The organism is Dyadobacter sp. LHD-138, assembly GCF_030929615.1.
GTDB lineage: Bacteria > Bacteroidota > Bacteroidia > Cytophagales > Spirosomataceae > Dyadobacter.
Genome location: NZ_JAVFVU010000015.1, coordinates 1 through 16,282 on the forward strand (window position 1 = coordinate 1; position 16,282 = coordinate 16,282).

14 protein-coding genes are annotated in these 16,282 nt (G+C 42.9%); 6 read left to right on the top strand and 8 right to left on the bottom strand.

The genetic code is table 11. The features are described from left to right. Nucleotides 1-116: 116 nt before the first annotated feature. The gene (locus RB622_RS13195; protein WP_308047029.1) at nt 117-548 is read right to left on the bottom strand and encodes a GNAT family N-acetyltransferase; all 432 of its coding nucleotides are present in this window, start codon (nt 546-548) and stop codon (nt 117-119) included. A 245-nt stretch (nt 549-793) separates the two neighbouring features. On the opposite strand from RB622_RS13195, the gene RB622_RS13200 reads away from it, so the two are divergent. Continuing rightward, complete coding sequence (locus RB622_RS13200) at nt 794-1,471, top strand: flavin reductase family protein (RefSeq protein ID WP_308047030.1); 678 nt, start codon at nt 794-796, stop codon at nt 1,469-1,471. A 133-nt stretch (nt 1,472-1,604) separates the two neighbouring features. Continuing rightward, nucleotides 1,605-2,744, top strand: a complete 1,140-nt coding sequence (locus RB622_RS13205) for an agmatine deiminase family protein (RefSeq protein WP_308047031.1) — start codon at nt 1,605-1,607, stop codon at nt 2,742-2,744. A gap of 179 nt (nt 2,745-2,923) precedes the next feature. Here RB622_RS13205 and RB622_RS13210 read toward each other — a convergent pair whose 3' ends face one another. From RB622_RS13210 to RB622_RS13225, 4 genes are all read right to left on the bottom strand, one after another. Beyond that, nucleotides 2,924-3,880 (bottom strand): metallophosphoesterase, encoded by a 957-nt coding sequence (locus RB622_RS13210; protein WP_308047032.1) that lies wholly within the window; start codon nt 3,878-3,880, stop codon nt 2,924-2,926. A gap of 133 nt (nt 3,881-4,013) precedes the next feature. Continuing rightward, nucleotides 4,014-5,096: an alkaline phosphatase family protein gene (locus RB622_RS13215; RefSeq protein WP_308047033.1), complete on the bottom strand. Its 1,083-nt coding sequence runs from the start codon at nt 5,094-5,096 to the stop codon at nt 4,014-4,016. Nucleotides 5,097-5,295: 199 nt separating this feature from the next. Then, nucleotides 5,296-6,780 carry a SusD/RagB family nutrient-binding outer membrane lipoprotein gene (locus RB622_RS13220; protein WP_308047034.1) on the bottom strand — a complete coding sequence of 495 codons (1,485 nt, stop codon included), beginning with the start codon at nt 6,778-6,780 and terminating at the stop codon, nt 5,296-5,298. 12 nt (nt 6,781-6,792) lie between these two features. Beyond that, nucleotides 6,793-9,951 carry a SusC/RagA family TonB-linked outer membrane protein gene (locus RB622_RS13225; protein WP_308047035.1) on the bottom strand — a complete coding sequence of 1,053 codons (3,159 nt, stop codon included), beginning with the start codon at nt 9,949-9,951 and terminating at the stop codon, nt 6,793-6,795. 562 nt (nt 9,952-10,513) lie between these two features. Between RB622_RS13225 and RB622_RS13230 the strand changes: the two genes are divergently transcribed. The 3 genes from RB622_RS13230 (at nt 10,514) to RB622_RS13240 (ending at nt 12,435) form a co-directional block, all read left to right on the top strand. Then, the gene (locus RB622_RS13230; protein ID WP_308047036.1) at nt 10,514-10,942 is read left to right on the top strand and encodes a hypothetical protein; all 429 of its coding nucleotides are present in this window, start codon (nt 10,514-10,516) and stop codon (nt 10,940-10,942) included. A 96-nt stretch (nt 10,943-11,038) separates the two neighbouring features. Continuing rightward, entirely contained in the window at nt 11,039-11,956 is a 918-nt protein-coding gene (locus RB622_RS13235; RefSeq protein WP_308047037.1) for a cation diffusion facilitator family transporter, read from the top strand. Nucleotides 11,957-12,132: 176 nt separating this feature from the next. Next, nucleotides 12,133-12,435: a hypothetical protein gene (locus tag RB622_RS13240; RefSeq protein ID WP_308047038.1), complete on the top strand. Its 303-nt coding sequence runs from the start codon at nt 12,133-12,135 to the stop codon at nt 12,433-12,435. A 222-nt stretch (nt 12,436-12,657) separates the two neighbouring features. Here the strand turns inward: RB622_RS13240 and RB622_RS13245 are convergent, their stop codons facing one another. Continuing rightward, complete coding sequence (locus RB622_RS13245) at nt 12,658-12,804, bottom strand: hypothetical protein (RefSeq protein ID WP_308047039.1); 147 nt, start codon at nt 12,802-12,804, stop codon at nt 12,658-12,660. An 8-nt stretch (nt 12,805-12,812) separates the two neighbouring features. Between RB622_RS13245 and RB622_RS13250 the strand changes: the two genes are divergently transcribed. Continuing rightward, nucleotides 12,813-13,949: a DUF692 family multinuclear iron-containing protein gene (locus tag RB622_RS13250; RefSeq protein WP_308047040.1), complete on the top strand. Its 1,137-nt coding sequence runs from the start codon at nt 12,813-12,815 to the stop codon at nt 13,947-13,949. Between the two features lie 181 nt (nt 13,950-14,130). On the opposite strand, the gene RB622_RS13255 is transcribed toward RB622_RS13250, so the two are convergent. Continuing rightward, nucleotides 14,131-14,934, bottom strand: a complete 804-nt coding sequence (locus RB622_RS13255) for an endonuclease/exonuclease/phosphatase family protein (RefSeq protein ID WP_308047041.1) — start codon at nt 14,932-14,934, stop codon at nt 14,131-14,133. 38 nt (nt 14,935-14,972) lie between these two features. Next, on the bottom strand, nt 14,973-16,184 hold the full coding sequence (locus RB622_RS13260; protein WP_308047042.1) for a metallophosphoesterase: 1,212 nt from the start codon (nt 16,182-16,184) through the stop codon (nt 14,973-14,975). Nucleotides 16,185-16,282: the final 98 nt, after the last annotated feature.

Below are 16,282 nucleotides of genomic sequence, written 5' to 3' on the forward strand. Positions count from 1 at the left end.
ACAGTTCCAATGCCATCCTTTTAAAAGATTCGTCAAACACCCGTCGTTTTCTCATAGTCAAATTTAGTTGAAATATTAAATCTGCCTATTTCTGCCTCCAAACAAATGTAGCAACGTCAATGTAACCATTTCTTGAAGTAGCCCGCCTTAGACTCATACCCGAGTGTTTCATAAAAACCTTTTGCTCCAAAGGTTGCTAAGGAAACAAGTACGCAACCATTTTCCTTACTAATATCCTCGAAACAAGTCATTAACATTGATCCAATTTTCATTGTTCTGACTGAAGCATCAACAACTATCTCATCAACATAAGCAACCAGCCCACTGGCGTAAATAGCATCGTGAAAATAACCCGACACATATCCAACGATAGTTTCATTTTGCACAGCAACAAGCAAACAGTGCTTTTCATTTTCAATAAACTGCGTGAGATTGTTTTGCAAATAGGACTCTGATACACAGATCGCCTCACTAAGCTGATTGGCTAGCCTTAAAATTGGATATACATCTTCTTGTGTGGCTTTCCTTGCAAAAACTGATTGTTCCATATGCCTTTATAATGTCTTTAGTGCTTGAAATTAGATTGCAATTTAAAGACATTAAAATAAGATATTTGCCCTACTTGCAAATAATGATTTTACACGTAGCTATCCCGTTCGGCGGAGCCTCCCGACTGCGTCCCAGCCTCACCGGTTTTCGACCGACCCAAACCCAACAACGCAAGAATCAGGTTTACCCCGCCAGCCAAACGAGATAGTTTTGTGCTATCAATTACATCCTAAACTATCCGCGCATGCATATCAACAGCAAACCTTCGATTTTGTATTTCGGTACACCGGTCGTGCTGATCAGTACCAAAAATGAAAACGGGACCGATAATCTTGCTCCGATGTCTTCCATATTCTGGCTTGGCTGGCGTTGTGTTATTGGCTTGGGGGCGAGTGCACAAACTGTAAAGAACCTCATGCGAACGAAGCAATGCGTACTGAATTTACCTTCCGTCAACGAAGTGTGTCAGGTAAATAAGTTAGCAAAAACTACGGGTGTCAATCCCGTGCCTGATTGGAAAACGTCAAACGGATACCGTTTCGAAGAACATAAATTTGAAATAGCCGGCTTCACCAGGCAGGTTTCAGAAACTGTTTTGGCACCCAGGGTAAAACAATGCCCCGTTCAAATGGAAGCCGTGGTTGAGGCCGTACACGGTTTGGCGGAAGGCGACATTGACATGCGGGGCCGTATCGTGACCTTTGAATTACGCGTCCAAAATGTCCATATTGAGGAATCGTTACTGATGGACGGCCAAATCAACCGCGTTGACCCCGATAAGTGGAAGCCGCTGATCATGAGTTTTCAGCAATATTATAGTTTGGGCGAAAATGTCCACACTTCTGCCCTGGCAGAAATACCGGAAACCGCTTACAATTCGCCGGATCGGGCAAAGGTTATAAACAGTCATAGTCAGGCATAGTATTTACCGGAATACTGCATACTTAAATAAAATACCGTCCTTGAAGGTAAATGCGAGTAGCTCTAATATTCAAAAAATCAGGTATCAAAGCAGTCGCAAACAAATTATCTGTTTATAACAACAATTTGGCAACATGAATAAAATGATATTTCTACTCATGACAATTTTGACAGCTCTTTTCGCTTGCAGCGAAGCCGATGAACAAGAACCGGCGACAACTTCGGAAATTCTTTTTACAATGCCCGAAGAATCAGAAACACACGAAGGAACTTGGCTCCAATGGCCGCACCAATATCAATATGGAGTGGCTTACCGTAACAGTTTAGACCAAACTTGGGTATCTATGACAAAAGAATTGGTAACAAGTGAAAAAGTTCACATTATTGCCTACAACCAAACTGAAAAAGACCGAATTATTGCATTGTTGAATGCTGCAAGCGTTTCATTAACCAATGTAGATTTCAAAATTTATAAAACAGATGATGTGTGGGTAAGGGATAACGGGCCAATTTACGCCAAGGATAAAAATGGGGATTTGGTTATACAAGATTGGGGATTTAATGCCTGGGGACAAAAAACCGACGACCAGTCAGGGCTTCCAATTGGCTTTTCAAACTGCAACACCATTCCTTCAAAGATTGCAGCCGACCAAGGTAGAACATTAATTGATATAAATTCCATCATGATAAATGAAGGCGGAAGTGTAGAAATTGACGGCAACGGAACTTTGATGGCGTGTAAAAGTTCAATTCTGAACAGCAACAGAAACCCAGGAATGACACAAGCACAATCCGAGGCAATTTTTACAAAATATTTAGGTGTCACAAACTTTATCTGGCTTGATGGCCAAGCAGGACTTGAACTTACAGACCAACATGTTGACGGATTTGCCCGATTTGGGAATGCGACAACCATTGTAACGATGGAACAAAACGACTTATTGGATTTTGACGTAAAGCAATCTGATATAAACAAACTTTTATCCGCCAAAAACAAAAGTGGCATGGCTTATACATTTTTGAAAGTTCCATTAACACAAAACAATGTAGTAACCACAAATGGAACGAATTTAGGTTACAAAGGCTCGTATGTAAACTATTATATTGCCAATAATAAAGTTCTTGTACCAAACTACAACGACCCGAATGATGCCATTGCAAACGGAATAATTCAAACACTTTATCCCACACGAACAGTTGTCGGAATTGACGTTAGAAATTTATACCAAAATGGAGGAATGGTACATTGTGTAACGCAACAACAACCTAGATAAAAACGGTCGCCGACATGGGTTCAAATGGAAGTAGTCTTTTGAAGAAAGTAAGGTTGCCTATGCAGAAAAAAAAGAACGCCGTACACCCGAAAGCAAGGGCGTTCTTGTAAAGCAACCGGATCAATAATTTCCCCCTGAAAGGAGTGAAAATTATTTCTTTGAAAAGGCGTGTATCGGGACTATAATATCAAGTCCCGGTCACTGATTTTCGATGGAAAAGTAATTTGTATGTCCTCAGGCGTGCCGGTTCTGTATGTTGTGCTTCGGCCTTCCACGGTCATTTTCCCCTTGGGATCCAGCGTTACAAAGGCGAAAAGCGACTCGTTGTAAAAGTGCGCGTGCCCCTGATAAACATAAGAAGCGCTATTGACGATAAAATAATGTACCCCATTCCGCTCACCATAGCGGTCGTCGTGATCGTGCCCCATGAAAACAGCCGTTACCCTTGCTATGCTCCCCCGCTTTTTTGCAATAAAATTGGCCTGATCAAAAATTTTCAAAATCTCATCCGCATTGCCGATTTCGTCAAAATAATCACTCAGAAAAACAGGCTGGTGCATAAATACGACAACAGGAAATTTGGCAGCGGCTAAATCTTCTTTTAACCAATTGAGCTGCTCCTTGTCTGTGAAACTTCGTTTGGGAGCCGGCAGCGGCCCCCAGTTTGAGGTGTTATAATCCACCAAAGTTCCATCGTCCTTTTTCAGAAAATTCCGGTCCATCACCACAAAATGATAGCCACCCTGATCAAACGAATAATACCGTTTGGGCATATCCCAGAACTTCATGATGGTTTCCTTACTGCAAAGATCCATGTCATGGTTTCCCAAGACATGGTATTTTGGACCATGGAAACGGTTCCATTCCGCCATAATCCCATCCGACTTTTGCGCCCGGCAAAAATCACCGCACTGGATAATGAAGTCTGGCTTCGTTTTTACAACCTCGTCCATAAAACTTTTCAACCTGGGTACTTCATCCTGCCCAAATTGCAGATGATGCAAATCAGAAATTAATCCAAACCTAAGTTTTTTCGTACTTTGGTTGTTGACAGGAATAGCAAAAACATTGGATGATGTTAATGCTGCTGTTGCGATAAAACCTATTTTTTTGATAAAGCGACGACGTTGCTCCATGGTTTTAAGTATTATAAGTAGCCGTTGGCAATTAGCTATAGGCGATTAGCTCAGTAACCGGATGATTAATAGCTTACTATAAAAATCAATAATATAAACTAATTTTTCACCACTACTTAACTAAAAAATAAGATCATTTAAAAACGGTCGGCACCGGTTCTCCTACCGTATGGTTCGCTGTAAATTTAAAACCCAGCAATTGTGCCGCAGTCTGCGCGATCTGATCCTGATAGATCTGCGCATTGTTTTTCATTTCTCCTTTCGCTGGAATACCCGCTCCAATGACGGCAAGCCAGGTTTCATTCGAACGCGGCGCCGAAGTCCCGTGCCCTGTCCAATGACTGCCCACACCACGCCCGTGATCAGGATAAATCAAAAACACGGTATTGTCCTTATAAAAAGGATCCTGCTGCATGGTATTCCAAAGATTGCCAATCATGGCGTCCAGATAATGCCCTGCGTCCAAAAATGAATCATACTGGCCCGCATGCCCAAAGTTGTCGGGATCTGCAAAATCAATATGGACAACTTTTGGATGATTGGCTGCAATGTAAGATTTTGTCAGCGCATAGGTGTGTACATCGAAACGGATTTCAGAACCAAAATACTCAGGCAGATAATGTTGCTGTTCGTTCGCCAGTTTTTGTGCGTCGGTCAAATTTGCCCCTTTAACTTCCTCTCCCGGCACGTTGACCAGCATTTTATTTCTGTCCCGGTTAACAATTTTCGCCACGGGCTCCCAGGAAGCGAACGCAACCACTTTGCCCTCATACCCTTTTTGCTTGTTGAAAAATTCAAGTACGTTTTCGTTTGGGTTGTTTGGATAACTGTTGCTGTTCACCTGCGGATCGTAATAGCCGCAAAGCGTTTCGCTGCGTCCCGGATACGAAAACCAGTATTTATTTTTAACATTAACCTGACTTCCCAAATCCCGGTTTCCATACAACTGTCCCTTTTGTCCGATCGTATTCCAAAAAAATGGCATCAGTTTTTCCCTTCTCTCCTCATCCGAATTAGCCCAGTATTTTTTAAATAAGGCCGCAGAATCCTGGCTCCGGTATTTCTTGTTAAACAACAATACAGAATCCGCTCCGTTGAAAACCTCCTGCCAACGATAACCGTCCAGCGAAATTAGGACCACATTTTTCGCTTTCTTTTGCCCGTAACTAAAAGTACTGCAAGCCAGTAAAGCAAAGATCAATAAACTGTTTCTCATGATTTGAAAGATTAATTAAAGGTTCAGGTCTTTGGTTTGTTGATGATTAACTTCATCCCGGACGCCAAAATCCGGAATGAAGTTAATTTAAATTAAGTAGTAGTGAAAAATTAGTTTATTATCGATTTTTATAATAAGCTATTAATCATCCGGTTGCTGAACTAATCACATATAGCTAATTGCTAACAGCTGCTTATGGTTATTTAATCAGCCACATCACTACGTTTTGCGTATCAGCACCTTTGAACTGAGCTTGAATCGAAGCTTTTACATTCACTTCATTGGTCGAGTACTCAGAAGTAGGATAAGCCCAGCGAACGGGAATCTGGTTATTATTGGCATTTGAAAGTCCGATATCAAACTTGGGCACGCCTGTACGACGGTTGTTGTAAAAAGCCTGGCGACCCGAATTCTCAAAGAAAGCCATGTACTTTTGTTCCAAAATCTTGTTCAGACCTTCCGTGGTGTTTCCGGGATATGCGTTTTGGGCTACAAAGGCATCGATGGCCGTTTGTGCTATACCATAAAACTTCATCGATTCTTCAATACCTTTTTTGTAATAATCCGCAGCATTTCCAGTAACCCATCCCCGATTAATTGCCTCTGCGATGTTGAAATGAACCTCATGTGCGCCAAGTTGGATAGCAGGAAGGCCGGCAGCCGAAGTTACCCAGTAGTCAAAGTTGATCATCGACAACAATCCTTTTCCCGCCTGATCCAGCAAAGTCGACTGTAAATCACCCGTTTTTCCGCCAACGTACCGTGCAAACACATCCGTATTTGTTTTCAAAGCTTCCGCGGGTGAGGCAACAATCAATAAACGCGGGTCTCTGGTCACTTTGGCAATATCGGTGAAAGTCGCACCCAGCGTATTTCTCTTATCCGTTTTTATAACCACACCATTGGATGGCCAAAGTGGATAGGTATTAAAAGTATTGTAAACAATTTGAAAGTTCTCCGCATTGGTCAGGATCAGCGGATACTTAACCGGATCACTCACAATGGCCGTAAACTGCTGTTTTACATTCAGCTCAGGGGTGTCATCCGCGCGTTTGCTAAGGCTGGTTAAAACCCTCAATTTGTACGAATTAACCAGTTTCTGCCACTTGGCCAAATCTCCGTTGTAAACAAAATCGTTAGAAACCGTTGCTTTCTTGGCAACCAACGGAGTCAGCTCAGCATTGGCTTCATCCAACCATTTAAGTACCTGAATATAGATGTCCTTCTGACTGTCATACTTTGGCTTAAAATTAGCATCACTTGCGCCTAGCATCGCCTCAGACATAGGCATGTCTCCAAAAATCTCTGTGCCACGGCTGTAAAAATAAGCTTTTAGAAATTTGCCCAACGCCTTGTATGGCAGTCCCAGATCTCCGATTTTTTCGGCGGCAATCTCCATTTGGTTTACGTTTCGCAAGTTAACATAAGTACCGTCAAAGGAAGCCGTTGTCCAGCCATAAGCCTGCCCTTCATAATAGGCTTCGTTCTGGGTCATGTATTGATTATGGCGGTGGTCCGTACTCCATGGCGCGTCATAAGTGCTACCGTTCATAAGAATACCGGCCAAAATCAGATCCGAAGAAGGCGCAAGAATCGCAGCCGGATCCTTTTGCAATTCTGTGATGTCTTCACAGGATGTCAGGCAGATCACGCATGACAGGATAAAAAATTTTATACGTTTCATAGGAATGTTCGGTTAGAATGTCAGGTTAAGGTTTGCGCCAAAACTTTTCACGGAAGGCGTCTGAAAATCCGTGATTGTATCGCCGTTCGTATACTTGTCCAGGTCAATATTTCTCGTGTATTTTCCCGTGAAATACAAGAGGTTTCTACCCACAAGCGAGATACTGGCCGACGATGCAAAATGTAGTTTTTCCAATAATTGTTTTGGAATATTATAACTCACGATCACTTCCCGCAGCTTCACATAACTTCTGCTCTTGGCCGCTACATAATTCGACTGGTAATAATTGGTAGCCCAGGCCTGCCATAATACCGGCACATCATTTGTTGTAAATTCACGGGTATCCGATATTACTTTTCCGTCCTGATCCGTGTTAAGCTGCCCCTTCACAATGCGCTGGCCAGTCGTCATAACACTTCCTTTGTATCCTTTGGTATCGCGGTTATTCCAGTCTTTCAAACGATACTCGTTAGCTGATTCCGGTGCAGTTCCGCTACCAAATTGCTTGGTATACATGTAGTTATTGATCTTGCCACCAAAACGTCCGTCAACCTGGAAGCTGAATACGAATGATTTATAAGAAAAACTGTTGTTAATTCCAGCCGTAAATTTATTGTCGTAACTGCCCACTTTCGTTCTGTATGGATTGTAGGCTGGCATACCGTTTGAGCCTACGATGATTCCGCCCTGCGCATCACGCTGGAAATCAGTAATAAAATATCCGTCCGCACGGTCACCTACTTTTATGTTTCCGTTGTTGCTGTCTCGGATCTGTTTGCCGTCAATTTTGTCGAGCCACCTATGGTTTGTTGACCAGTTTGCCGAAACATTCCAGGAGAAATTGTCCGTTTTCACAACATTACCTTCGACAGTCAGTTCTACGCCTTTTCTGATGTAGGTATACGCATTGCCCTGAATCGCCGACACCCCGGATGTGATCGAAGTCGGTACATTAACAATACCCGGCCCTTCGATATTTCGGTACACCGCTCCGTCGACAGTCAGACGATTATGGAAAAACCTCATTTCCAAACCAGCTTCCATCGTCTTAACCCGCGCCGCCTGCAAATCCGGATTGTATAACGTTCCTGTATAACCTACACCTGTATACGTATTATTCCAGCGACCGCTTGTGCTGTATGTCGGGAGTAATTTGTAGATATCGTACTGATCATTTTCATCGACAAAGTCACTGGCCACATTCGCATAAGATCCGCGAAGTTTTACGAAAGAAACGGTTTCCGGGAATTTAATCACCTCAGAAAGTACCGCGCTTAATGACGCTGACGGATAAAAATACGTATTGTTTTTCTTTGGCATCGTTGAAGAACGGTCTGCACGGCCAGTTAAACTCAGATAAAGAAAATCGTTGTAGTCAAGATCCACAAAACCATAAACACTTCCTACCTGACGTTTCCCCCAGTCATTTCCAGAAGTTGCCGGCTGAACCGAGTTGGATAAATCATAAACGCCAGGGACAATAAGCCCTTTGTTTGTAGTACCACTCAAGGCCGTCACCTTCACAGATCTCAAATTTCCGTAAAGCGAAGCATTCAGCCCAAAATGATCCATGAACCGGTTCTCATATTTAACAGACGCTTCCGTATTGTTTTCCCAGAAAGTATCGTAATTCTCATTATAACCTCCCACCTGGTTACCGAACCCGAAATTGTAAAGATTCGAAGAAATCGGAGCCCTGTTTGTACGTCTTCTGTTCCAGGTACTTACATTGGATCTGGCATTAAAAGTAAGCTTGTCTGTAAGTTTGTAGTTCAACTGTACAAAACCGTAAACGTCATTTTTATTGTACGTTTTCAATGCCTCATGTGCCGTCATCCAGGGGTTATCGTAGATCGTATATTCACGGTTGTACTGCTGTACATTTTCCTTTCCAGGCTGCCAGTAATTGCGCAGATCATTTACGTCATAATCAACACCACCCCAAACCGTGAAAATGTAAATCGGGCTGTTCGGACCGTAACCCAGGGTTGGATAATTGGGAGAATACTGCCTGTTGTAGTTGATGCTGGCATCAATCCGCATCTTTTTCCCGGCGTTAATACCACCTGAAATATTCACATTCGTCCCGCCCAATTTGGTATTTGGCACCGTCCCGCGCTGAAACATCTGCGAAACCGATAAACGAAAATCTCCGAATTCACTCTTATTGGAAATCGATAAGTTATTGGTACTCAACAACCCGTCACGCAGAAAGTTTTTCAGGTTGTCTTTTCCGCGAGCAAGCCAGGGAAGTGCTACGAGGTTGCCGCTTGCATCCTTAGGGCTGTTGTACTGCGTAATCGGCTGACCTTCGAAACGCGGTCCCCAGATATTGTAGTCATTATCATTGATACCACCGCCACGGCCATCTTTAAAGGCATACTTATAATCACTTCCCGGACCATACTCTGTTTGGTATTCAGGAATGGCGTTGTAACCCGTTTGCAATTGCGTACTGGAATTAAAATCAACCTGAAATCCTTTTTTATTGGAAGAGCCTTTCTTGGTTGTGATAACAATAGCACCATTACCGCCTCTGTTACCATATAAGGCCGCCGCACTCGCACCTTTCAACACCGAGTACGTTTCGATATCATCCGGGCTTAGGTTCCAGGAATCCGTATTAACAGGAACACCGTCAACTACATACAAAATACCCTTACGCCCACGTAATGTTACGTTCGGGGACGAAAAAAGATCCGTTCCCTGCGCGATCGTCAAACCGGCTACTTTCCCTGCGAGCGACGCGATGGCGTTGGACTCCCGGGCTTTCACCATGCTGCTCCCCTTTACTTCCTGCACCGCATAACCGAGTGCTTTTTTCTCCTTTTTAATACCAAGAGCCGTCACAACAACCTCGTTAAGGGAAGTTTGATCCGCTTTCAAAGTAATATCCAGCACAGAATTGCTGCCAACAGCAAGTGCCTCCGTAACAAAACCCAATGCTCTAAACTCCAATAGATCGCCATTGTTGGCGAACAGTGCGTACGTACCGTCCACGGAAGTCGATGTTCCTTTTAAGGACGTCTTATTAATAACTGAAATTCCGGGAAGCGGACCGGTAGCATCGCTGACCTTCCCTGTGATTTTTGATTGTCCCCAACCTTGCAGAGACCAAAGAAACAACAGCACCAGCAGCACTGTTCGCTTAGGAATAGAAGTGAAATACATTACGTAGTAGTGATTAGGATTAGTAATAGGACAAAGAAAATAATTACTCAGCTAAATATAGTTACTATAATGTTAAGTATTTGTAAACAATTAAATATTTATAAAAATAATACGCTAAAAATTATCGATAATTCCATGAAGTACTTTTTGAAATTAAAAGGAGTATAAAACAAAAGTTATTAAAACAATATTATAGTATTAGTTAACTTATGGTTAATAATATGGACTAAAACAGGCAATATGTTTACAAATATTTATAATTGACACAATGTTTAAATAAATACCACACGGCAATATTTGTATCATCACCCCACCAAACTCAAATGTACCAATAAAATTACTGTTTAGTATATATGTACAAACGACACCAAACAATCAACGCCATATCAATAAAAACAGCTGTCACATTCCGTGATTCGGGAGATCGCGCGAGGTATTATGTACAACCTCAGCTATCGCAATGATCTTGTCTAGGTCCTGCTCCAGATTATCAAATTGTTAAGTCGCTACGAGCTACGTTTTCATTGAATAACTTTGTGCAACTGAACAAATCGAACCTGATATGATCTGGATTAACAAAAAGGAATGGCTCCTTATAATCTTTTCACTGCTGCTGCTGTTTTCAGGTGGCGCCTACCTCTATCTTTCGCCGGAATATGATGAGTATTATATTCATGAACTTGGCGCTACCAAAACAATCTGGGAAAACCCGCACAAGTCGGGCAACAGCGCGTTGGTCATTAAGGTAGAAGGCTATGCAAATGACGATTATGGCTTAAAACTTGATTACTATCATAAGGCTTCCCATGACAGTAAATCTTTCAAAAGGACGCATTCTGAGATCATTAAATTTCCAGCCGGTGATATCCACGGCACTTTACGAAGAGATTTCCATGGAAATCAGGACAACAGCAAAGTCAATATCACCTATATGCCCGAACATGAATCCGCGATAAAAGGGACGATTAAGTTGAAAGTAGGTATTTTCTAGTTTTAAAAATCGGTATATTTAGCTTCAAACAACCATAATCCTCTTTTATTTGTTTTCAGATCAGGATCTAGAAATACAGCGACCGTCTTTCCAATTATGAATCCCCGGCAAAAACGAATTCAGGAGAGAAAACTCATTAAACTTTCCATAGCCACCGGCTCCGCATTAACCATTTGGGCGATCGTGGTGGGTATTATCGGAGATTCCAAGGCGATCATTTTCGACGCACTGTTTTCAATGGTCGGATTAAGTCTATCGGGCGTCTCATTGCTCGTCAACAATTTCGTCAGAAAACCTGACGATGATAACCTGCCCTTCGGTCGCTCTCAATTTGAGCCTTTTGCGATAACCGTCCAGTCTTCGGTCATCATATTTTTGTGCCTTTATTCCCTCGCCACTTCTGTTATCGACATCATGGATGGCGGAAAGGCCGTGGAACTTGGCATTGCCCTGCCCTATTTAATCTCCTCCATTGTCGTTTGTTTCCTTTTGTGGCTGTTTTTTAAAAACAAGGCAGCACAGCTTCAATCCGAATATGTCCGCATTGAATCCACAGAATGGCAGCTGGATGCACTTTTGAGCTTCGGCGTTTTAGGAGGGTTCTCACTGGCTTATTTTTTAAAGGACACCTCGCTCGCTTACATGATCCCCTATCTCGATCCTTCGATGGTCGTCATTATTTCCATTCTGTTTCTACGAATTCCTGCCAGGACCTTTTGGAAAAATGTACGCGAGTTGCTTCAATTTGCGCCCGATGACGAGGTCGAAGAGAGAATTCACGAAGCATCGGAGCAGCTTGCCGAAAAGTATAATTTTACCGATTCTCTGGTTCGGGTAGCTAAAACCGGCAGCAGTTATACGATTGAAATTGATTTTTTATTACCAAAACATCTTTCCGATATGAAGGTCGGGGACCTTGACCTAATCCGTCAGGAACTGTATGACCAGATCAAAGGTGACTACAAAATGTGGCTGACCATTTCTTTCACCACCGAACGAAAATGGATGATCTGACGGCCGGACAGGTATGCCCGAGCCACACCCGTCCGACGGTTTTTTCCGTCGGACGGGTAAAAAACAGCTACAATTCAACCCGGATCCAGCCGGTGATTTATATTAACTTTTTATTAAGTAGTCAATATTGACCATTTCAATGAATAACTTTGTGTTCCGGAAAGCAAATTGAAGAAATGAAAAATGAAAAAATTTACGAACTGGAAACAGGGCGTACAGTAAAAGTGATTACAAAAGGAATACTTGCTTCAGATCTGTCGAAAGTGGTTATTGAAACGGAAGTTTTGGTAAAGGATCAGAGAGAAGAAGAATTCCATCCTCCTATCGGGCTTAGCCATCCAAAATACTGGAAATTAAAAAGGCTGACCGATGAGCAATCGAGAAAGTTACAGATTCAATACAGTGGCGTGTCCGACAAACAGATCAGAAAAGCGGTCAGAGAATTTGAGAAGATGCTGAATCAGGAGGTTTTACATTAACACTTGCCATACCGGGCTGCCAGTCGCAGCCTGGTATTTTTTTTACTTCAAGCTATTCCCCGCACAAATAAAATCCAGAAATTACACGGATCGGTTACAACCAATTTTATATTGACGGAGTCTTATATCCAAGGAGCCGGAACAATAGCCGGGTTCATTTTCCAGGCAACCCAATTGGTCAATTTAAAACATTAGCCACATGAAAATTTCAAAAACTGTACTTCAGGCGATGGCCGTTGCCGTCGTTATCACGAGCATAGCCGCCTGTTCCAGCGACGACGGCGTGAACCCAGAAAAAGAAAAATCAGCAAAAACAAAAAACGTTGATCCATGCCCTGCGTGTGGAATGGGCTGATATTGTAAAGTCATAAATAGTTATGGAAAAGATTTTCTCGTCCGTGGCCTGCAATCTGGATGCCAATATTTTATTGGCATCCCTGCCACTTTTTGAACAGGAGAAAATCCAGGCGATTGAATGGTCGTTCGATGCACTTTTTAAATACGAAGAAATACCAGGCTGGTTTACGGATCTGGTTAAAGAATTTGGCAACCAGAACAGGTTAATCGGCCATGGTGTTTATTTTTCCATTTTTTCGGGGAAGTGGCTGCCGGAACAAGAATCCTGGCTGAAAAACCTGCGGACCTTCGCCAGAGAATTCAAATTTGACCATATCTCCGAACACTTCGGATTTATGACGGGAACCGATTTTCACAAGGGCGCTCCCATCAGCATACCCTTTACCCAAAGCACACTCGCGCTGGGAACCGACAGACTAAAAAGGATTCAGGAGGCCTGCGAATGTCCGGTCGGACTGGAAAATCTGGCATTTTCCTATTCGTTGGAAGAAGTTAAAAAACACGGAAATTTCCTATCCCAGCTGACAGACGGCGTCAATGGGTTTATCATTCTGGATCTCCATAACTTATACTGCCAGATACACAATTTCGATATTTCTTTCCAGGATATCATCAACCTCTATCCGCTTGAAAAAGTAAGAGAAATTCATATTTCAGGCGGAAGCTGGGATGAACGATTGACCAGAACAGGCGAAAAGATTCGGCGTGACACACATGATAACGGTGTTCCCGAGGCAGTTTTCAAGCTGTTGGAAGCTACGATACCGTTATGCCCAAATCTTAAATATGTGGTTCTGGAACAACTGGGAACCGCACTTGATACCGAAGAAAGCCGGGATAACTTCCGCACCGATTTTCTCAGCATGGATGAGATTGTCACCAATAAATCCATTCGATCTTCTCAAAAAGAAAAAAATAAATTCATGCCGCTGCACGAACTTATTATCCCTTCAAAACCAGTGGAAGACCTTTCACTGTTCAATCAACAGCAGCAGTTATCACAGATTCTGGAAAATGCGCTGGATTTGAACCACGCCAGACAATTGCTGGACGTGTCTAACCTGAAAAACTCTGCCTGGGAAACTGAAAAATGGGAACCTTTCATGCTCGAAACGGCGATGGCAATCGCCCAGAAATGGCGGTATGGATTTGTCTGATGCGGGCATTTAACGAAAATCAGATCCCCCCCCTTTAACTATGTTACCCTGGAAATGATCATTCTGACAGGACCCCTCCCATCCCAATTCGCCCCATGGAATCTGTTCCCATTCATCATACTAGCACAAAAAAAGACCATATCGATAAGACATGATCTTTTTTATTGACGTAAAACGAGAACTATTTAACCTTCAGCTCAGCCACAACCGGCAAATGATCCGAAGCATATTTTTCATCAATAACCCTCGTTGAAATACTTTGAAAAGTCCCCTCAGGCTTGTACATGATAAAATCAATGGCCCGGTCCGGTACCTCAACAGGAATTGTGAAAGCACATTTCTGACAAGTTCTGGTAAAGTTTTTATCCAGATACTGAATCACTTTGCTATCCGGCAAAGCATTAAAATCGCCGGCCAAAATCATTGGCAAACCCGATTTTTCAAAATGCTTCACAATCAGTTCGGCCTGAGTAAGTCTGTTCTGTTCTTTCAAATCCAGATGCGTACTGGCGAAAATCACCTTTTTCCCTTTTGCAATTTCAACGGTTACCGCGGCGATTGTTCTTGTTTCACCTTTGACAACAGGGTCAATAGGGAGAATAAATCTGGTTGAATCCAGAATAGCAAATTTGGATAAAACTGCTACACCGTAATCTCCGCCCTGATGGTCGATGGCTTTGGAAAAGAAGAAGTTCATGCCCGTCAGACGCGCCAGTTCCTTTGCCTGGTTTAGCCCTTTTCCCGACCGCTCGGTATTGACATCCACTTCCTGCAACGCTACAAAATCCGGTTTTTCATTGTTAATAACCTTCGCAATGGCAGCCACATCGATCTTGTCGCCGGCAGATGGCGGATTACAGTGATGAATATTGTAGCTCATCACCTTTAAATTTTTTGTTTTTTTGGCCGGAATTGAATTTTCTGTTCCTTCCGCCTGCGCAGTTAAACATGCAAAAGCCAACAGTATATTAAAAACTAATTTCATGGTATCAGGTTTGCGTATTGATTTAAAATTTGGGAATCCTACATTTTTGTTTTTCTGGCAATGTCATATTTTCCAACCACCTGGCCGTCGTCCCTGATCATTTTAAGGTTAAGTTCTTTTTTCGTCGCACGGACTTTGATCAGCGTCCGGTTGCCTTCAAGCGGCCCTCCCCCGATCACGATCGGATAATTGTGCGTTGCATCGGCATCATGCGTCATGTAACGATGTGTGTGCCCGGAAATCTGGATATCGATTTTAGCCTTGTTCAGGATCGGGCCAAAAACTTTTTGGCAATGCAGGGTGCCATGCCAGTCGCCGGAATGGTAGGGAGAAATGTGGATAAGTACCACCCTGAAATCCGCTTTTTTAAATTCTTCACTCGCCACTTCCTTTTCGAGCCATTTGGCCTGAATCTCACGATACCGGTCAAAGGCAGAAAGACCGCCGTACTCAACGCTATCATCGGTTTTGTCTTCTCCCGAATCCAGGATCACAAACCGGATAGGGCCGCGTGAAAATGCGTAATAGAATTTATTGTCGGGATAAGCAAAATACTCCGGAATGTGACGGGAAAAGCTGCCCCGGCATTCATGGTTTCCCTGCGTAAGAATAAAAGGAAATTCACTGGCGAAAATATCCGTGCTCGGCTTGATCAGGTGATCGACAAGCTGCTGCTCTTCGGTAACCCAGTCGAAGCAGTCGCCGTTAAAAACCACGAAATCGTAATCTCTGACATTGCCCGTATAACCATGGCGATAGAGCAGTTGCGGGATAATTTGCGGCCGGTCATGAATATCGTTAAAGATCACAAATTTCACTTCGTCCTCACTAACAGCCGGCGTTTTAAAACTGGACATCGGACTCGTAATCGTTTCCCCAAACTCTACTTTCGAACCCTTATACCCTAAAATTTCCGTAGAGACAATTCTGTATTTATGGTCCGTTCCAGGCTTCAGTCCGGTCAGCGTGATCTTGTTAATTCTGTTATTGGCCTCGATCAGTCCGTTATTATAACCAAACTCTCTTTTACTGGTATACCCTCCCGCGCCATATTCCACCCAGCTAAAAGAATTTTTATGTGTGATCCACATCACGGTCACTTCATCAGCACCAATATTCTGAAGATAAGGGCCGACCACAAAATGGTTTTTTTCTTCGGCATTGGCCGCCAAAGCGGAGACGCCCGGTAGCAGGCTCAGTGCCCCGATCTGAGACATTTTTTCAAGAAAGGATCGTCTGTCTGAAAGCATTCAATTAAGGATTTAGGAATAGTTTATTAAGTTTCTTTTGTTATAAGCAGTTCCCATCCATTTTTTAATGAGAACTGCCCATTCTATCATTCTCTCAC

Excerpts from the sequence above, each read along its gene's own strand:
- RB622_RS13195 (WP_308047029.1), bottom strand. The coding sequence starts at position 548 with ATGGAACAATCAGTTTTTGCAAGGAAAGCCACACAAGAAGATGTATAT.
- RB622_RS13200 (WP_308047030.1), top strand. The coding sequence starts at position 794 with ATGCATATCAACAGCAAACCTTCGATTTTGTATTTCGGTACACCGGTC.
- RB622_RS13205 (WP_308047031.1), top strand. The coding sequence starts at position 1,605 with ATGAATAAAATGATATTTCTACTCATGACAATTTTGACAGCTCTTTTC.
- RB622_RS13210 (WP_308047032.1), bottom strand. The coding sequence starts at position 3,880 with ATGGAGCAACGTCGTCGCTTTATCAAAAAAATAGGTTTTATCGCAACA.
- RB622_RS13215 (WP_308047033.1), bottom strand. The coding sequence starts at position 5,096 with ATGAGAAACAGTTTATTGATCTTTGCTTTACTGGCTTGCAGTACTTTT.
- RB622_RS13220 (WP_308047034.1), bottom strand. The coding sequence starts at position 6,780 with ATGAAACGTATAAAATTTTTTATCCTGTCATGCGTGATCTGCCTGACA.
- RB622_RS13225 (WP_308047035.1), bottom strand. The coding sequence starts at position 9,951 with ATGTATTTCACTTCTATTCCTAAGCGAACAGTGCTGCTGGTGCTGTTG.
- RB622_RS13230 (WP_308047036.1), top strand. The coding sequence starts at position 10,514 with ATGATCTGGATTAACAAAAAGGAATGGCTCCTTATAATCTTTTCACTG.
- RB622_RS13235 (WP_308047037.1), top strand. The coding sequence starts at position 11,039 with ATGAATCCCCGGCAAAAACGAATTCAGGAGAGAAAACTCATTAAACTT.
- RB622_RS13240 (WP_308047038.1), top strand. The coding sequence starts at position 12,133 with ATGAAAAATGAAAAAATTTACGAACTGGAAACAGGGCGTACAGTAAAA.
- RB622_RS13245 (WP_308047039.1), bottom strand. The coding sequence starts at position 12,804 with ATGACTTTACAATATCAGCCCATTCCACACGCAGGGCATGGATCAACG.
- RB622_RS13250 (WP_308047040.1), top strand. The coding sequence starts at position 12,813 with ATGGAAAAGATTTTCTCGTCCGTGGCCTGCAATCTGGATGCCAATATT.
- RB622_RS13255 (WP_308047041.1), bottom strand. The coding sequence starts at position 14,934 with ATGAAATTAGTTTTTAATATACTGTTGGCTTTTGCATGTTTAACTGCG.
- RB622_RS13260 (WP_308047042.1), bottom strand. The coding sequence starts at position 16,184 with ATGCTTTCAGACAGACGATCCTTTCTTGAAAAAATGTCTCAGATCGGG.